The organism is Psychrobacter sp. Ps1 (genome assembly GCF_022129425.1).
Lineage (GTDB): Bacteria > Pseudomonadota > Gammaproteobacteria > Pseudomonadales > Moraxellaceae > Psychrobacter.
The window spans coordinates 165,746-183,887 of the sequence record NZ_JADQAN010000003.1 but is presented as its reverse complement, the minus strand read 5'-3'; the positions used below and the strand labels follow the sequence as shown (position 1 = coordinate 183,887).

Genomic DNA, 18,142 nt, shown 5'->3' with positions numbered 1-18,142 from the left:
AAGCCCATATTATACGTAAGTTAGTGGATTAAAGCAATACGAACCTGCTTTTGACTTGACAGCATGTAAGTGATATGTATGCCAAATGATAATAATTTAATCAGGTAGATTTAACCAGACAGGCGTTAATGGCGCATCTGGCAATAAACTTTGAAAACGTTCAGGATAATAGGCATTGATAAAATACAAGCCATCACCTGAAGCGGTAGGTGGTGCAATCGTCCGATCTTTTTTATACAAAATCTTCAAAAAATCTGCTGGCTCTAGCTCGTGTCTACCAATGGCATATAATGTGCCCATTAAATTGCGAACCATATGATGTAAAAACCCATCTGCTTGTATATCAAAAACGATAAATTGACCATGAGCAAAAAGGTTGGCATGGCTAATCGTACGCACTGGTTGATTGGATTGACAAGCAGCAGCACGGTAACTGCTAAAATCGTGTGTACCGACGATATCAGCTGCTGCTTGCTGCATGGCTTCTAAATCAAGCGGTTCATAGATATGAGTCACTTGATGATTTAGTATGGCAGGGCGCTGTGCTTGGTTGAGCGTAATATAACGATAGCGACGAGCAATAGCACCAAAACGCGCGTGAAAATCAGCTGGCATAGGTTGTATCCAGCGTAGAGCAATATCATCGGGAAGTAGGCTGTTCACACCGCGTAACCAGTTATGAGTTGGGCGATACGCATGAGTCGTAAAATGGGCAATCATATTGCTCGCATGGACGCTGGCGTCAGTACGCCCAGCTGCGATGACTTCTACAGGCTCATTGGCAACTTTGCCGATAGCTGTCTCTAAGGCTTCTTGTACACCCAAAACCTCTCGTTGCCGTTGCCAGCCATGATAATGAGTTCCTAAGAACTCAATAGCAATCGCTAAAGTGTAGGTTGGTGCAGTTTCAATAATTTCAGTCTCAGACATTAGGGTTTCTAAACTTATAAAATGGGAGTTAATTAAAAGTCGCTTAGCGCTTTTTGATGCTAGTGCCAGTTTGACTGATATTGTTCAACCAACGCTGTCTGCGTCTTGCAGGACTATCATAGCGAAGTAGCAACCATAGTAATCGGGCATAAATAGCAGGTATGGTCAAACGTCCACCAGCAATGACATGATGCTCGTACTGCCAACTGCCTGCCGCATAACTATCGCTGACGCCACCAAATGGACATTGACTGGCTGATATCACCATATGTCCACGCTCATGAGCAAGGGTTAGTGTCTCTGCTAATGCAGCTGAATAAGGGATATTACCGGCGCCAAACCCTAATAGAATAATGCCACATGGTGGCTGCGACAATAAAGCTTGTAGCTGGTTGTTTATCATCGAAACATCGTTAGGTAGGCAATATAGCGCATGAACACTCGCGTTTTCAGCGCGTGTTTGAATACTGGACAGCAAGTCTTGTTGGTCATCAAGCCAATGTTGCCTACGCGTGTCAGGTAGAATTTTTATATAGCTATTGGCTGGATAAGCGGCGCGGGAATGACCAGTAAATGCCATCAGATCATGACTGTGAATTTTCTGTACCGTTTGAGCAGGCCATGATTCGCCGCCAAAACTAATCTTCACGCCTGACTCACCAGCAGCGGCTAGTTTTAATGAGTCGTTGAGATTGCCCCAAGCATCGCTATGTTCGTCGATGTTATAGGAATGCAATATTTCACTGTCTAATAATGGGCGCATACTTGCAGTCAGAACAATACAAATATCACTACCTGCAAAAGCTTCTGCTAAAAACGCGCCTAAGTAACTCAACGTATCCGTACCAGTGATGAGTACAAACCGTCTATCACCTTTGGCATAAGCATTCAGTAGTAGTTGATAGAAATGCGTAAAATCGCTAGGAGTAAGTTGGCTGCTGTCTTTGATCAGGGCGTTTTCCAACCATGAGACGGTCGGTAAGTTATTCGTACTGTCTTGCGCGGACAAAAGTTTTTGTAGAGTAGGCAAAAACACTTCTGCTGATAATGGCGCCAATGGTCTGCCATAGCTACCAAAGGTACCGCCAGCATAAATCAGTTGAATAGGATCGGATAGGTTTTTGAGCATAACAGAAGATGGCATAGTATCAACACAGTAAACAATTATGGAAGAAAAGAGGCGCTAGAGGATTGAGCAACGATGGCTGAAGGGTTCAATAATAGATAGTATTAGAGTTAAATGCAAAAAAAATCAGCAAGCATCCCGTGATTAGGAAGTACTTGCTGATAAGAGACTAGACGATTAACTACGCAGTACGTTCAAGTAGTAACTGTGCTTGCTGTTTCTGTTCACTATTACCTTGAGCTATCACCTCCTTGAGTAGACGCTTTGCACTGTCATATTCACCCAGTTGCAGATATTGATCTGCCAAGTCTAACGTCACTTGATTACTGTCTAGTGACTTTACGAAATCAAAATCTGCTGCGAACCGTGATGAGAAATCTTCTGCTGACTCAGTCTCTTGAGGCGTAATAGGAGTGTCACTCTCAACTGGTGCAGCTGTAGAGACTGGGGTAGTGGTCGACGGAGTGTCAAATAGAGAGTCAGCATCATCGATATTAAAGTCATCGTCTATCAGCGTATTGTCATCAAATCTCAATGGTGTAGCAGATGCGATATTCGATTCTTCAACATCGCTAACATCATTAACCTCGATATTATCATTGAGTAATGGTTCCTCAAGATTAATATCTACAAAGTTGTCTTCTTCAAGGGTTATACTCTCAGAAGTATTGTTTCTAAAATCAGTATTTTCCAGAATGAAATTATCGAAATCACTGTCGTTTTCAGTCGTAGATAGGTCGTCATTGGAGACAGTATCGATGTCATCTAATGTATCTAGACTGCCCAAAGATAAAGAAAAGTCATCCTCACTGTTTTGAATAGTATCAAAAGAGTGTTGTTCTGAATTCGTAGATATGTCATTAGTGACGACGTTGTCTTTGTCTGCATCGGCTGCTAAATCATCGAAGTCTAATATAAAGTCTTCTTCTAGTACCGTTGCCTCGTTACTATGCGAAGAATTAGCTTCTATAGAAGCTTCTGTCGAAGTATTGTCGTCAAATGAATCAAAGTCAAACTCAAAGTCACTAAGATCGTCATTTTCGTTATTACTAATATTATCGTTAGCAGAAGTCTCTAAAACGTTGTCGTTTACGTTGTCCAATGGTATGACAGGCGTTTCATTTGTCGCATTAGGCGCATTGAAATCATTCTCTAAATCGTTGAGGGTCAGATCAAAGCTATCATTCGAAGTTTCGATAGTAGGATTAACATTGTCAATTTCGTCTGACACTTGTAAGCTATCGATAGGCGCATTCATGACAGTATCGTTAGTATTTTCAACAACTGAATGATTAGATATTACATCTGTATCAACTTTGCTCGGCGGCAAATCAAAGTCTATACTTTCAAAGTTTGTTGTATTTTCTACAGGTAATTCTGAAGTCTGCGCGACTACTGGATTCTGTTCTTCGAAATATAAACTCTTTAGCTCATTGGCATGAATAATAGTGCTCTCATCACTGTGGGCTCTTATAGACTCATAAATATGATTGAAATCTTCTGGCTGATTTATCGTCGCGTATATGCTGAGTAGTTTAAGAGACAATGCACTGTTGTGAGGTTTTTCACTTAAACCACGTTTAATGGTTTCGACCGCCTTGTCATAGCGCTGCTGATCCATAAAACGCTGTGCAATAGTGATATGGTCAAATTTATGGCTATTGCTGACATTAGTGTGGGTAGGAGTATCATAGTCTACTTTTGGTGATGGAGTAGGCGTATCTTTTCTTGCATTAATAGGCGAAGGTGATGACGATTTCTGCGCCTTATTTTTGCGCAAGAATAAAGCAGCCACTAACAGAATAAGCGCCAATCCGGCGATGATATATAGCATATTGTCCATAGTTATTCCTACGCCTGTGATCACAATCTAATGTATGAATCAGTTAGGCAATTATTGATTGCGTAATTTTTCGAGACGAGCCTGCAGCTCAGCCAATTTTTGGTTTTGTAATTGAATTTTTTTAGTATAACTACTAAGAGTGCTACTGGTACTTGATAAACGTTGGGCCTGTGATGCTGCTTGTTGCCGCGATGCTTTGAGTGTCGCTAATATATCTGTACTCAAACCATTCCCTGTGTTTGATGCCGCTTTTGCTTGAGTGCCATCTGCATTGCCATCTCGCCCGGGCGCAAGCACAGAAAATTGTGCTTTTGATAAGGTTTGTGTTTTAGTTGTCGTGGCTTTTTCAGGGCGTTTGGCCGCTTGCGTACTTATAGAAGGTTTTTTAAAAGGTCTTTGAGCTGTTTTTTGCACCGCCGCTGTATTTGCTCTGCGAATATACTGTCTTTGTGCATCGATGGCCGCTTCTAGATTTTTCTGTGATGGTATAACATCATAACTAGGCAAAATAAGCTTAGCATCTGCTTTTAATTGATCTGCGTCTTTATTGATAAAAGCATCAGGGTTTTGTGATTGAATTTGCTTCATCACGATGGAAGTATCTAGATTATTTTCTTGCGCGATCTGCTGAGCAATAATCCATAGGCTATCGTTACGTTGTACTTGGTATTGATTGATTGTCGAGCTATCTGTTGCTCTATCATTTGAAGGTACATTATTGGTAGCGCTGTTAGGAGTTCTCGACGTTGTATTGTCAATAGAAGCCGCCAAGACGCTAGTATCATTTTTCTCAGTATTGCTTGCGATGATGCTAGTAGTCGGAGTAGATACGGGTGATGTGTCAGCATCTGTTTTTTTACGACTCGGCTGTATCTGCCGTGTGACTTGAATATTTAGAGTATCGAGTGGTTCATCAATCAATACTTTATCTAAGATTAGAGTATTTTTAATACTTGCCTTATCGCTGTCATTGATGACAGCTTTCGTAGTTTCAGTGTTGTTATTTGCATTTAAGAAACTGCTATCTAAACGGTTCGCTGAACTAAGGCCGTTATCAGTTTTCTTTGCATTACTGCTAGCATTTTTTATATCAGAGTCGCTATTTAAGAGCCCATTATCAAGACGACTAGGCGCGTAAGTAAGGTTGCTAGTCTGCGAAGTAGCTGTCACTGTCGGAGCTTGTATGTTAGACACTGATCTAGAAATAGAAGAGTCAACTGTTGCTATGTTTGCTAGAGCTGGTTTATTTGCAGCAGCGTTAGATACTGATATTAGCGGCGGCGGTGCACCTTTTCTTACGGTTAACGGTTTAACTGTGCTTGCAGAAACACTAGGTAAATTAGGTTTTTTTGTACCTTTGACAATGTTTTCTGGAGTCTTATTAATCGGTAGACTATCGCTTAACGGCATTAATAATGTTTTTGGTACGACATTTTGCTGCCCATTATCATTGATCGACAACACCAAATCAGCAAAAGGCTTGGACACAGGCTGTGATGTGCTGATTAATACCTGACCACTAGTCGCTGAAGTTGCTTGAAAGCGCACCTGCATTGAATCAGTCGGCGTCAATCCCATCTGTTGATAGATGACAGGGTTAGCCAAGCTCGCTGAAAAATCAGCTGCTCGTATGTCGGTGACTACGATACTTGCGCTCAAAGGTTCATGCTGAGCTGAACTAACGACTGTCTTACCGATAGTTGCCGCTTGCGCGCTTGGAATAATAGCGGCCAAACCTACAGAATAAAGTAATGCCATCGATACCGCGCGATGTACAGGAGTCAAGCGACGAGATAAATGACAAGACATGAGCAGTCCTTTACAAAATAAGTTATCTTTGCTGTTATAACAAAGTACGGTTTAGTTTACCAGTTTATTTCACAACTGTTGCGTCCAATGCATAAATGTTTATTTAATGTTCAGCTTATTTTCTTGTCAAGTAACATCGCATCGCCATAGCTGAAGAATCGATATTCTTTTTCAATAGCATGTTGATAGGCATGTTCAATCGATGCTTTTCCAGAAAAAGCTGATACCAACATTAGCAAAGTCGATTTGGGTAAATGAAAGTTTGTTAACAGTCGATCAATAACACCGAATTTAAACCCTGGATAAATAAAGATGTCCGTGTCCCCTGACCAGCTAGAGAGTGCTTGTCCATTGATAGCTTTTTTTTGATACGCCGTTTCAAGGACGCGAGTCACCGTAGTACCAATCGCGATGATCTTATTACCATTTGCATGCGTCTGATTAATCAGCTCAGCAGTTGCTTGTGGCAAATGTGCATACTCACTGTGCATAGTATGATTGAGTAGATTGTCTGTTTTAACTGGCGCAAAGGTACCAGCGCCAACATGCAATGTCACAAAAGCAGTATTGATGCCTTTTTCTGCCAACTTATTGAGCACCAAGTCATCGAAATGCAAACTTGCTGTCGGTGCAGCGACACTTGCAAGCTTAGCAGGATCATGAAACACCGTTTGATAACGAGTATTATCGGTATCGTCAGCATGACGTTCAAAGTAGGGCGGGATAGGTAGCTCACCATAAATTTCTAAATCAGGCAAAATTGGCGCATCAAAGGCTAAAATAAACAAGTTGTCCTGACGACCAATCATTGCGCCACTCATATGACCATCGGCCAGTTGAAAACGTTGACCAAGTTTTAGTGCTTTACTGGCTTTTACATGGCAAAGAGCAATATGTTCTTGGTTGACTGATTCATTATTTGAATCTTCTAAATGCAGTGTCGTTATATCTAAGTCTGAGACAGTAACCAATCGCTCAATCAAAACCTCAAGTTTACCGCCAGTATCTTTTTGACCGAATAGGCGTGCCTTCATCACCTTTGTATCATTAAATACAATCAGGTCTCCAACGTCTAATAATTCAGGCAACTCAGAAAACAAACAGTCTTCTACAGGGGTAGCATTTGTGTCAGTGTGAGCAGGCAAGTACAAAAGTTTTGAAGCAGAACGCTGCGCTAATGGATATCGCGCAATCAAACGATCTGGTAGGTCATAGTCGTAATCTTCCACGCTTAGATAATCTAAGACGTCACTATTGTTATCGGTATCAAGCGGAGTATTAGAATCGGAAGATGCAGTGTGAGCGTTGGTCATAATCAGTCTTTAAATGGATAGAAATTTTGGCATAATTGTAGCAGAAATACTGCTATAAAAGGTTGCTTTACTAAGTAGTCAAAGTGCACAAAACACATTTGAATAGCCTAAGCAATAATATTTAACTGTCCTAATGTTTATTACGTTAGTCTTTGCTTATTTTACTCAAATAAATTTAATTGAGGCAATAGTTGGGCTGCAGGTGTCAATGACGAAAAAGTGACCCCGACTAGTCGGATAGGGAGCTGGCGCGGAATATCTAAGAATAACTTGTCTAACCAGTAATGTGCAGATTCAGCGCTACTAAAAGCGGTAGTTAGCGTGTGCGTACGGGTAATCTGAGTAAAGTCGGCATACTTAACCTTGAGCGTTATAGTATGAGCGATGAGATTTTTTTTGTGCAGTTGCGCGAAGGCATCCGCATTTTGTTCATAGATTTGTACACGTAACGCCGTGTCATCGTTTAGGTTTTCTCTAAAAGTAGTCTCCGAACCAACAGACTTATGCAGGCGCTCAGATTTAACAGCGCGTTCATCCCGACCATGAGCGATATCATGATAAAACTGTCCTCGCTTACCAAATTCATTAATCAATACATTAGCTGACACACGGCGTAGATCGGCACCGTTAGTCACGCCCATCGCATGTAATCGTCTTGCCGTTGCTTTACCTATTCCATGAAATCGTTCAATAGGCAGTGTACTGATAAAAGCATCAGCGTCTTTTGGTGTGATAATAGCGGTGCCGTTAGGCTTGTTGATGTCAGAGGCAATCTTGGCCAACATTTTGTTGAAGGACACGCCAGCAGAAGCGGTCAATTCTGTATGTTGTAATATTTGTGCTCTTAACCAGTTGGCCATCAATGTTGCTGAGCCTTTATGTACGGTAAGACCAGTGACATCAAGATAAGCTTCATCTAGCGATAATGGCTCAACATGAGGCGTTAAGCTGTACATGATATTGCGAATATCGCTGCTAACAGCTCGATATACTTCAAAACGTGGTCTGACAAATATGACTTCTGGACAACGTTTGCGAGCCTCATAACAAGACATGGCTGAGCGCACTCCAAACTGACGTACCTCATAGCTAGCCGCTGCTACAACACCGCGACCATTTGGATCTCCACCAACCACTAGTGGTTTGCCCCGTAATTCTGGGAAGTCACGTTGTTCTACACTGGCATAAAACGCATCCATGTCTATATGAATGATTTTACGTGGACTGGATGCTGTAGGAGTTTTCATGGTTGATATTTTACATCACTCAATACTTCTGTTTCAGTATCGATTATTAAACTATAAAGAGATTTTTCGAATATAGAACCATAAAAATATGGCAATATGTGAATAATTTATATATCAATAATTAAATATAGTGTAAGGTTAATAGTCAGAGATATATGGCGTTAAAATACTAATAGATTAAATATGGTTAACATATGTTCACTAATATATATTCTGTATGGCGCATACCTCAAGTTTTTCAGATTTTCCATACCGCCTGTCTGAATATTATCGCCTTCCATCATGAATATTATAGTTGTATATTACAGTTCTAATGCTATCGTTTTACAATATATTAACCACGATAATCAATAGTTATGAAAGTAATAAATGGTCTTTTATAGGAATTGTATTTACCTGATAAGACATTGTTTATAGCTCATACCAAACTTATGAATTGAATACTGGTAAATTAACTTTCTAAAAAAATAGTAATGAGAAAGTTCAAGATAATTAAGGAGCTGATAATGAGTCATGAATTAAAAGGGAGCGATTTGACACGAGCAATGCTAGCGCGGGGTGATAAAAAAATATGGTGCGCAGTGTGTGATGAAAGCGATGAACAAGCGATGATGGATCAGTGTGGTAATGATTTTACCGCTTATATTGTGTCATTTAATGATGGGTATTTTTATTGTAGTGCTGGCATGCCATGGAGTTATGCGGTACCGATTAAGATAAGCGCTGTCATGCCATTTGAAGTATCGATATAAACAAGCTAGGAATTTGTTAAAACAAATATAATAAGCACAAAAAAACCTCCGATAAAGGAGGCTAGTTTGTACTAAATATTGGTACCAGTGGTCGGAACCATAAATATTTTGCTCCATTGTCCATAACAATCTGTAACAATCTAATATCTAATCGTGAAGCCCTTATTTTAAAGGTTTCTAGAGTAAGGGCTTTTTGTTTACTGTCTAAATCGGTCTAAAGATGTTCACCTCAATCTAGTGTCATAGTGTACACTGCGATGTACACGCTAAGGCTGAGGGTACACGTTCACATGACGACCAAATCTATTACTATCAAATCTGATAGAACCATTAAGAGCATCATGCCGCCAACCAAAGGCGAAATACTCTGCAAGGTCTCAGGTCATCCTAAGCTATTTCTACGCGTCAACGCCTCAGGCGCAAAGCTGTGGCTATATCGTTATACTCATCCGGTCATGAAATCTAAGCACAAGCTATCACTGGGCAGCTATCCAGCCGTTACTCTCGCTCACGCTACCGCCATGCGCCTTGAATATGAGCAGCTGCTACAACAAGGCATCGACCCCAAAGCTCACCGTGAGCAGCAAATCAAAGACGAGCATAAATCACTTGCCAGCACCTTTGAAAAAGTCGCGTGGCATCATTTTGAGCAGCTAAAAAACAAGCAGAAAGCTACTACCTTGAAGCGCAAGCATGGACGTTATGAGTTGTTATGTTCATATTTAGGCGATACACCTATCGGAGATATTGAGCCGCTGCAAATGCTTGAAGTATTAAGAGATATTCAAGCCAATTCACTAAAAGATGATGGTACACCAACCGATAAAGCGGATAGGTGTGCTGTGATTGCTAGCGATATATTTAATCATGCAATCGTACACGGCTATGCTACCAATGACCCCGCAAGAATTGTTAAGCCAATGCTTGATAGCTACCGATACGGCAACCGCCCATCTATTACCACTCCGTCAGAATTTGGGCAGCTGATGCGTGATGTTGAGACACTAAAAGGTACTGTTCACGACAGCGTCTTTCACTCTATCAAGCTGCTATCACTGCTATTTATCCGTAATGGTGACTTGCGCCGCCTGCGCTGGTCGGATGTTAACCTTGATATGGCGCAGATTGATTTACAACCGATGAAAGGACACGGAGCCAGCAAGCTACGCATGGTAAAAGACATGATTGTGCCTCTATCACGGCAAGCGGTTGAGATACTAAAAGCGCAGCAAGCTATCACTGGTCACACTGACTATGTATTTCATAGCGATACGGCAACCAAGAACAACATCATCAACGAGAACGCCGCCAATGACGCGCTAAAGTCGTTAGGGTATCAAGGCACACACTGCGCCCACGGCTTTAGGGCATCTGCTAGAACCATGCTCAGGCACAAGCTCAAGTATGATAAGGATGTGATTGAGATGGCGCTGGGACATATCACTAGAGACCCAAACGGCACCGCTTATGATAGGTGGGAGTTTGTAGAGGAGCGCTCGCAGATGATGCAAGAGTGGTCAGATTATATTGATAACTTAAAAACTGGTAAGACAGATAATGTGATAAAAATGCCGAGAATGAGGCAAAATGATATCAAAACTGTATGATAAAAATTACTTTTCAAACATCGAAAAAATTATTTTTCATATCTTTTTGCTTGTCTAATGCTTACTGCATATAGATTTTCGATAATTTGGAGTGAGTTACTACCTTGAGTACAATAGAAATTTAGGCTAAAACAATGTAAATTAGTCTTACTTAGTACAGGACACTATTCTTATGAATATTCATGCATAGTATGAATAAATATAGGTATTGAAAAGTGAATAGAGTGGAGCGGATAAGTCGCTTGATAAGTTTGGCGACTAGAGAGCAACTTACCGCCCACCTATTTTATGAGAACCAACAAAGAGGAGTAAAACCATGACATAACCAATCACCAAAAAAAGAGAGGGATGAGCTATATCAGGGATTTGTCTTTAGTAGGCTTAGGTATTTATTATTTATTTATAATAAATACACACCTATAATGCCAAGACAGTTTCTCTTTGGCAACTGCTAAATATCCCTAATAGGTATCATTTCCCCTCTCTTAATGACGTAATCATACGTCCAATATAGCGTTCAGTCGCTTACAAAAAATATCGGTTTACCTTTATTCTGCTTCAACCATATCGAGGCGGAGTAGGTCTCTTATACCTTTTTATTTGTGGCTGGCACGTAATTTATTAAATTATATTAAGAGAGTCACCCTATGAAAGATAAAAATTTAGAACAAAATCACATCCTACCGCCGCAAGGCTTATCACGTGCCAAAGATATTTTGCCTCTACTACCATTCGGACGCGCCAGCTTATGGAAGTTTGCAAAATCTGGTCAATTTCCCCAACCAATCCGCGTAACGGGTGGTATCACCGCATGGCGCAATAAAGACGTGATTGAGTGGCTTGAAGCTCAGACCGCCGCCAATGATGGGGAGGGCGCGTAATGAGCCAATCAAACGGTATTCTAGCGCCGCGCCTTGTGGCAGCCGATAGCCACCAAATCGAGTATATCAACGACTGTGTTCAGGACGTAGCAAGCGATTGTGAAAGCCTTGCCTATGCGCTGAACATGATTGAAATCCACGACCCAGCATCAAAGGGCATCGTGGTTGCCGTTCGCACCGCGCTACTGGCTAATCATAAGTACGCCGCCGAAATTAGCATCATGCTAAGCGAGCTTGTATTACTACCACAAATGGAGGTATCAAGCGATGCATGATGACCATACTAAACCACACCCCACACACCACAGCGCCGCTACTGCGCCATCATCACGTCCTTTTACAAGGCGTGTGCTGGTACCACTGCTTGCGCTGATTGCCTTGTTTTTGATGCTGATTATGCCATCGTGCCAGCCAATGCCGCTTGTCATTGCGATGACAGACGACACCGCGCAGGCGATGGCAAAGGAGGGCACATAATGAGCCACTTTATCCGTAATCACTTATCAAGCCTCAAGCAGCAATCACAATCAGCACAGACAGCGCAACCAAACACCAAAGCCGCAAAGCGCGGCAAGGTCAACAAGTCGCGGCTGCCCAATCCGAGCGACTTTTACCGTCAATTTAATATTGAAATCAAAGGCGGTCGCGGTTGGCAGATGGTCAAGTGTTCCTTTCATGATGACAAACACGCTTCAATGGGCGTAAGCCGAGAGCATGGCGGCTATAAATGCCACGCTTGCGGCGCTACTGGCGACCGTATCGGGTTTTATATGCAATGGCATAGCGTTAGTTTTATAGACGCTTGTCGCGCATTACAGCTGATTGAGGGGGCATGATGATAGATAATACAAAAACTATTGAAGCGGCTAAAGCATACGCCGCACAAGTTACCCAGTCTCAAAAAGATAAGGGATTTACTGCTACTCACTTGCATATCTACACTGACAAGGACGGCGCTTGTCTTTGCTTCAAACCGAGGTTAAAGAACCTTAATACTGGTGATAAGTACATTCGTTCTATCAGTCAAGATAGTAGCGGTAAATGGCAAATGAAAGATCCTGATTTTAGTATCGTTTATCCTGAGGGTGGCGGCAAAAAGCCGCTTTACTTACTTCACGACCTAGCGCGTGATGCTTCATCAATGGTCTATATTTTTGAGGGTGAGCAAAAAGCCGAGCTTGCCCAATCACTGGGCCTTATCGCCACCACATCGGGCGGTAGTACACAAATTGATAAGTATCACTGGGAGCCGCTAAAGGCTCGCAGCGTGTGCTTGTGGGCTGATAATGATGATGCTGGCGCGAAGTGGCTTACCGCGCTGTATCAGACGCTAAGCCAGCTTGATTGTGATGTTCAGGTTATAGATATTGATAATCTAGGACTGCCTGAGAAAGGCGATATTGTGGACTGGGTGGCAATACAGCGGCAAGCTAAGCCTGATATGACAAACGATGATCTAGTCGATGCAATAAAAAAGCTACCCATCTTTAAAGATGAGCAGCTTGTAAGTCTTTTAGCAGATGACATAGCCGAGCCATCAAGCTTAATTTTACCATATGAGGGTGAGCAAGTAACGCCTGAGTTAGCGCAAAGTATCATCGAACAACTGGCGGCACTGCCTGAGCTTGAATATCAATTAAGGCGTAGCGAGTCCGCCAAAGCATTGAATAATATGTCAGTAGGTACACTTGATAAGTTGGTCAAGCAAGCTAGAACTGAGCTAGAAGCTGAAACAACTAAAAGTCTTGTGATTGATACTGAGCCTTACCAAAAGCCAGTTGATGGGGCAGCGGTGGCTAATGAGATATATCAGTTAGTGACGCAGCATATCGCTTGCACTGATGCGGTAGCGATTGCCTCAACCTTATGGATTATCTTTACATGGGTAATCGAAGCCAGTCACATAGCACCTATTGCATGGATTAATGCCCCTGAGAAGCGGTGTGGTAAATCTCAACTGCTAACACTGATAGCATTAATGAGTAAGCGATCCTTACCATCGTCTAATATTACAGCGGCGGCGTTGTTTCGCTGTATTGAAAAATATAATCCCACATTGATTATTGATGAAGTTGATACTTTTGTGAATGATAATGAGGACTTGCGCGGCGTATTGAATGCAGGGCACAGCCGTGACAATCCTTATATTATCCGCTGTGCTGGTGATGATAACGAACCAAAAGAGTTTTATGTCTATGGTGCAAAAGCGCTATCAGGCATTGGGAAAATACCTAGTACATTAATGGATAGATCAATTAGTTTGACGCTACGCCGCAAGCTCAACAATGAGCATAGAGACCGTGTGCGCGACTTATCACGTGATACTACAAACACTATCAAAGCAAAGCTGGCAAGATGGAGTGATGATAATTTACTAATTGTTAAAGAGGTCACGCCGACACTACCGCAAGCCATAAACGACCGTATGCAAGATAACTGGGAGATACTGCTAAAGGTTGCGGCGGTACTAGGTGATGACTGGCTCAAACGTGCTAATGATGCTTGTATCGAAATATCGGGTATTGAACACGATGAGCCGAGCTTAAATGAGCAGTTACTCATGGATATTAAAGCCGTGTTTGAGCTAAAAAAAGCCACACGTATATTTAGTGACGATTTAATAACTGCTTTATGCGCTGATCCTGAAATGAATTGGGCAACCTATAATCGAGGTAAGCCAATCACACAAAAGCAAGTATCCAACCGTTTAGGTGAATACGGTATTTCACCAAAGCAGATGCGAACTGCTAATGGTAATAGAAGGGGTTACGATATTGCCTATTTTCAAGATGCTTTTAAGCGTTACTTGCCAGATGCCCCTATTCGAAGTGTTACAACGTTACAAGCTAATAATAGCAAGGGATACAGCGAAAACCGAAGCGTTACAAAGGTAGATGATGTAACACTTAGAAATCAGCCGAAAGCCCCACAGGACAAGGGTTGTAACGGTGTAACACTTAGAAACCCCCTCACTAGTAATGCAAGTGTGTGTAACGGCAAAAAAGCGGCAAATAATACAAAAAATGATGTAACACATGGCAGCGAACTTGTAACAGATGAAATCGTTCGGGGGTGCTTATGAATGCTATCGACATTATCAGTCAATTAGAATATCAAGGCGTGAGTCTATGGGTAGATGATGACGGCTTGCACTACGAAGGTGATATAAATATTGTCACTCCGTCTGTCATCAACGCACTAAGAGAGTATAAGCCTGAGATCATCGAAGTTTTATCACAGTCCGCTGCAAACGATGAGCCGCTACCTACTCGATGGTCAGTAGCTTTGTCTGTCATTGATGATATGATTGCAGAGAAGCGAAGTCAGCTACTATATGCTAAAGCACCAGTGAGCATACAACGGCGTGACTGGCGCAAACGGTATCAGATGGTGCTATCCCTCAATGACTGGGAAACTGAGCGCTTAGAGCAGGATTTACGCGCTAACAAATGGGTGTATTTTAATAATATGTTTGAGACTGTGGAACGCACCACGCCTGAATTTGAAATAGCGGCTGATAAGTTTATCAACTGGGCAGAGACTAAAGGTATTGGTGGGCAGTTTCTTTGGGTACCTACTGGAGTTATTAATCATGGCAGAATGCGAGAATTACCTGCAGATACTATTCAAGGGTTAAATGATTACATGCTCAGTCATTAAACTTACAATCTAATTAGTAAAGGGCAGGCGTGCATCGTCTGCCTTTTTTTGTGGCTTATGCTTCTAACGTGATGATAGTGGACAATGGACTGAAACCAATAGCCTAAAACTCGACATAATATAACTGTATTGTTGTATGATGAGGAAAAATATAAAGTAAGGGTTTCTTATGACACACTTGACTACACTAGATGACCTAATGGCAGCCTTGCCAGCCGATAGACAGCAGCGCATTAAAAATAAAGCCAATATACTAAGCCAATCCATCGAGCTTGCCAAACTGCGCCGCGCTATGGACTTAAAACAGACGGATCTTGCCGCCTTGATGGGAGTGTCACAGGCTAATATCTCAAAGGTTGAAAGTGGCAAAGATATTCAGCTATCGACCTTGCAAAACTATATTAGCGCAATGGGCGGTGAAGTAAGCATTATCGCTAAGATGCCTAATAATACTGTCACTTTGATATAGCCTGTGACTAACAGCTAATAAAAACTTGTAAATATCAATTAATAACTCACGGCTTAGAAGGCTGAACGTATGCTAGACAAAAAAAGACAAACCGAGTCAGACGCGAGACTGCGACACATTAACCCCGCAATATTTAATGCAGGCTGGCAGGTTGAGCAGATCTTTACTGAATATTACTTTATTGATGGTGAAGTAATGGTGCGCGGCAATACTACTAAACGCAAAGATAGAAAGTTTTGTGACTATTTACTGACCACTACCAATCTTGAGACACCGCTTGCGATTGTTGAAGCAAAAGCTGGCTATATATCGGTAGGTGATGGTATGCAGCAAGCCATTGAATACGCGACTATCTTAGATGTGCCTTTTGCTTACTCGACGAATGGCAAAGGGTTTTTAGAACACGATATGCTTACAGGCAGTGAGCGTGAACTTAAAATGAGTGAGTTTCCAACGCATGATGCCTTGTTTGAGCGCTACAGCGCGGTCAAAGACCTAAATGTAACCCAACAAGAAGTCATCCGGCAGCCGTATTACTTTGATAGCTTTAAGCGCATGAAGCCGCGCTACTATCAGCGTATTGCGATTGATCGCACCTTAGAAGCGGTCACGGGTGGTCAAAACCGGATATTGTTAGTGATGGCAACGGGAACGGGTAAGACATATACCGCCTTTCAGATCATCTGGCGGCTTAAGCAGTTGGGGTTAAAAAAGAAAGTGCTTTATTTGGCTGATCGCAATATCTTAATTGATCAAACCATCCAAAACGACTTTAAGCCCTTTGAAAAAGTCATCACTAAGGTGCAAGGACGCGAGCTTGATAGCGCTTATGAGATTTATATGAGCTTGTACCAGCAAATGGCAGGTGAAGCCGAAGAAGAGCCATTCAGACAGTTTAAGCCGGATTTTTTTGATTTGATCGTGGTTGATGAGTGCCACCGCGGTAGCGCAAGAGAAGAATCCTTATGGCGGCGCGTACTGGATTATTTTAGTAGCGCTACACAAATTGGTTTAACCGCCACACCAAAAGAGAGTAAAGAGGTTAGTAACATTCACTATTTTGGGAAGCCAGTTTATACCTATAGCTTAAAACAAGGTATTCAAGATGGTTTTTTAGCACCGTTTAAAGTGATCCGCGTGCATCTTGATAAAGATGATAAAGGCTGGCGACCTGAAAAGGGTAAGAAAGACATAGAAGACAATGCTGTCGAAGATCGAGAATACAATCTAAAAGACTATGACCGTAAGCTAATCATAGATGAGCGTACTCAGACCGTAGCTAAGCGTATTACCGAATGGCTAAAGAGCAATGACCGCTTTGCCAAAACGATTGTATTTTGTGTCGATATTGACCACGCTGAACGTATGCGCCAAGCGCTAGTTAATGAAAATACGGACATGGTCAGAGATAATCCCAAGTATGTAATGCGTATCACAGGTGACAATCCAGTAGGTAAAAAGCAGCTTGATAATTTCATTGACGTAAAAGAGACCTATCCCACCATTGTCACTACCTCAAAGCTTATGACCACAGGCGTTGATTGTAAGACCTGTAAGCTTATCGTGTTAGATAGTAATATAGGCTCAATGACGGAGTTCAAACAGATCATTGGGCGCGGTACGCGCTTAAAAGAAGACGCTGGCAAGCTCTACTTTACTATCATGGACTTTCGCGGCGTGACTAAGCTGTTTGCTGATAAAGACTTTGATGGTGCACCCGTACAGATTATGGAAGTGCCAGCAGGCGGCGATATTGATGATGCTGAAGAAGTCAGCGAGGACACCAAAGACGATCAAGACGACTGGGAAAACGGCGAGGAAACCACACCCACAGGCGATAGCACCGCTAGCGGCGGTAAACCCTTTGTGCCGCCTACTGGTGGCGGTGAGCGCGTCAAAAAAATACGGGTTAATGGTGTGGATGTGAGTATTGCATCCGAACACGTAAAATTCTATGACGAGAATGGCAAGCTGGTCACAGAAAGCCTGATCGACTATAGCAAAAAGAATATCTTATCTGAGTATGCAACCCTTGATAACTTCTTAAGCGCATGGAAATCGGCGGATAAAAAACAAGCTATTATCGACCAGTTAGCAGAACACGGCGTATTACTTGAAGTGCTACAAGAAGTAGCAGGAAATAAAGACTTAGACCCGTTTGACCTGATATTACACATCGCCTATGATAAGCCGCCATTAACCCGCGCTGAGCGTGTCAAAAAGGTCAAAAAGCGCGGCTATCTATATCAATACGATGACACCTGCCAGCAAGTCCTAAATGCGCTACTACACAAATATATGGATGATGGCGTGTTGTCACTACAAGACACGACTTTACTGTCTATTGACCCCTTTAAGCAGATTGATAGCCCAAAGAATATCGCAAAGCTGTTCGGCGGCAAACAAGCATATCTTGATGCCGTCAGAGCACTGCAAGAAGAGATATATGCGTTAGAAGCAGCATAATGCTGTTTGTAAATAATGTGAAAGATTAAAAACCATAGA

The 18,142-nt window shown here is 42.1% G+C and carries 16 protein-coding genes; 10 read left to right on the top strand and 6 right to left on the bottom strand.

The genetic code is table 11. The annotated features are described in order from the left end of the window. Nucleotides 1-96: 96 nt before the first annotated feature. The 6 genes from truA to dinB form a co-directional block, all read right to left on the bottom strand. Entirely contained in the window at nucleotides 97-930 is an 834-nt protein-coding gene (truA, locus tag I3249_RS02475) for a tRNA pseudouridine(38-40) synthase TruA (RefSeq protein WP_238068392.1), read from the bottom strand. Between the two features lie 43 nt (nucleotides 931-973). Further along, nucleotides 974-2,074: an asparaginase gene (locus tag I3249_RS02470; protein ID WP_238068391.1), complete on the bottom strand. Its 1,101-nt coding sequence runs from the start codon at nucleotides 2,072-2,074 to the stop codon at nucleotides 974-976. Between the two features lie 163 nt (nucleotides 2,075-2,237). Beyond that, nucleotides 2,238-3,899, bottom strand: a complete 1,662-nt coding sequence (locus I3249_RS02465) for a FimV/HubP family polar landmark protein (RefSeq protein ID WP_238068389.1) — start codon at nucleotides 3,897-3,899, stop codon at nucleotides 2,238-2,240. 51 nt (nucleotides 3,900-3,950) lie between these two features. Continuing rightward, nucleotides 3,951-5,708 (bottom strand): peptigoglycan-binding protein LysM, encoded by a 1,758-nt coding sequence (locus I3249_RS02460; protein WP_238068387.1) that lies wholly within the window; start codon nucleotides 5,706-5,708, stop codon nucleotides 3,951-3,953. Between the two features lie 110 nt (nucleotides 5,709-5,818). Then, complete coding sequence (gene queA, locus I3249_RS02455; protein ID WP_238068385.1) at nucleotides 5,819-7,021, bottom strand: tRNA preQ1(34) S-adenosylmethionine ribosyltransferase-isomerase QueA; 1,203 nt, start codon at nucleotides 7,019-7,021, stop codon at nucleotides 5,819-5,821. 161 nt (nucleotides 7,022-7,182) lie between these two features. Further along, complete coding sequence (dinB, locus tag I3249_RS02450) at nucleotides 7,183-8,268, bottom strand: DNA polymerase IV (RefSeq protein WP_238068384.1); 1,086 nt, start codon at nucleotides 8,266-8,268, stop codon at nucleotides 7,183-7,185. 506 nt (nucleotides 8,269-8,774) lie between these two features. On the opposite strand from dinB, the gene I3249_RS02445 reads away from it, so the two are divergent. The 10 genes from I3249_RS02445 (at nucleotide 8,775) to I3249_RS02400 (ending at nucleotide 18,103) form a co-directional block, all read left to right on the top strand. After that, nucleotides 8,775-9,020 (top strand): hypothetical protein, encoded by a 246-nt coding sequence (locus I3249_RS02445; protein ID WP_201572470.1) that lies wholly within the window; start codon nucleotides 8,775-8,777, stop codon nucleotides 9,018-9,020. Between the two features lie 290 nt (nucleotides 9,021-9,310). Beyond that, nucleotides 9,311-10,627, top strand: a complete 1,317-nt coding sequence (locus tag I3249_RS02440) for an integrase arm-type DNA-binding domain-containing protein (RefSeq protein ID WP_238068383.1) — start codon at nucleotides 9,311-9,313, stop codon at nucleotides 10,625-10,627. Nucleotides 10,628-11,274: 647 nt separating this feature from the next. Next, a complete protein-coding gene (locus I3249_RS02435; protein WP_238068382.1) occupies nucleotides 11,275-11,508 on the top strand; it encodes an AlpA family phage regulatory protein in 234 nt (77 codons plus the stop codon). Beyond that, entirely contained in the window at nucleotides 11,508-11,783 is a 276-nt protein-coding gene (locus I3249_RS02430; protein ID WP_238068381.1) for a hypothetical protein, read from the top strand. Before I3249_RS02435 ends, I3249_RS02430 begins: the two co-directional genes overlap by 1 nt. Further along, nucleotides 11,776-11,985: a hypothetical protein gene (locus I3249_RS02425; RefSeq protein ID WP_238068380.1), complete on the top strand. Its 210-nt coding sequence runs from the start codon at nucleotides 11,776-11,778 to the stop codon at nucleotides 11,983-11,985. Before I3249_RS02430 ends, I3249_RS02425 begins: the two co-directional genes overlap by 8 nt. Beyond that, a complete protein-coding gene (locus I3249_RS02420) occupies nucleotides 11,985-12,344 on the top strand; it encodes a CHC2 zinc finger domain-containing protein (protein ID WP_238068379.1) in 360 nt (119 codons plus the stop codon). The genes I3249_RS02425 and I3249_RS02420 overlap by 1 nt, the downstream gene beginning before the upstream one ends. Continuing rightward, on the top strand, nucleotides 12,344-14,590 hold the full coding sequence (locus I3249_RS02415) for a DUF3631 domain-containing protein (RefSeq protein WP_238068378.1): 2,247 nt from the start codon (nucleotides 12,344-12,346) through the stop codon (nucleotides 14,588-14,590). The genes I3249_RS02420 and I3249_RS02415 overlap by 1 nt, the downstream gene beginning before the upstream one ends. Next, entirely contained in the window at nucleotides 14,587-15,168 is a 582-nt protein-coding gene (locus tag I3249_RS02410) for a hypothetical protein (protein ID WP_238068376.1), read from the top strand. The genes I3249_RS02415 and I3249_RS02410 overlap by 4 nt, the downstream gene beginning before the upstream one ends. 169 nt (nucleotides 15,169-15,337) lie before the next feature. Continuing rightward, nucleotides 15,338-15,637 carry a helix-turn-helix domain-containing protein gene (locus tag I3249_RS02405; RefSeq protein ID WP_238068375.1) on the top strand — a complete coding sequence of 100 codons (300 nt, stop codon included), beginning with the start codon at nucleotides 15,338-15,340 and terminating at the stop codon, nucleotides 15,635-15,637. Between the two features lie 69 nt (nucleotides 15,638-15,706). Continuing rightward, nucleotides 15,707-18,103 (top strand): DEAD/DEAH box helicase family protein, encoded by a 2,397-nt coding sequence (locus I3249_RS02400; protein ID WP_238068374.1) that lies wholly within the window; start codon nucleotides 15,707-15,709, stop codon nucleotides 18,101-18,103. The last annotated feature ends 39 nt before the right edge of the window (nucleotides 18,104-18,142 follow it).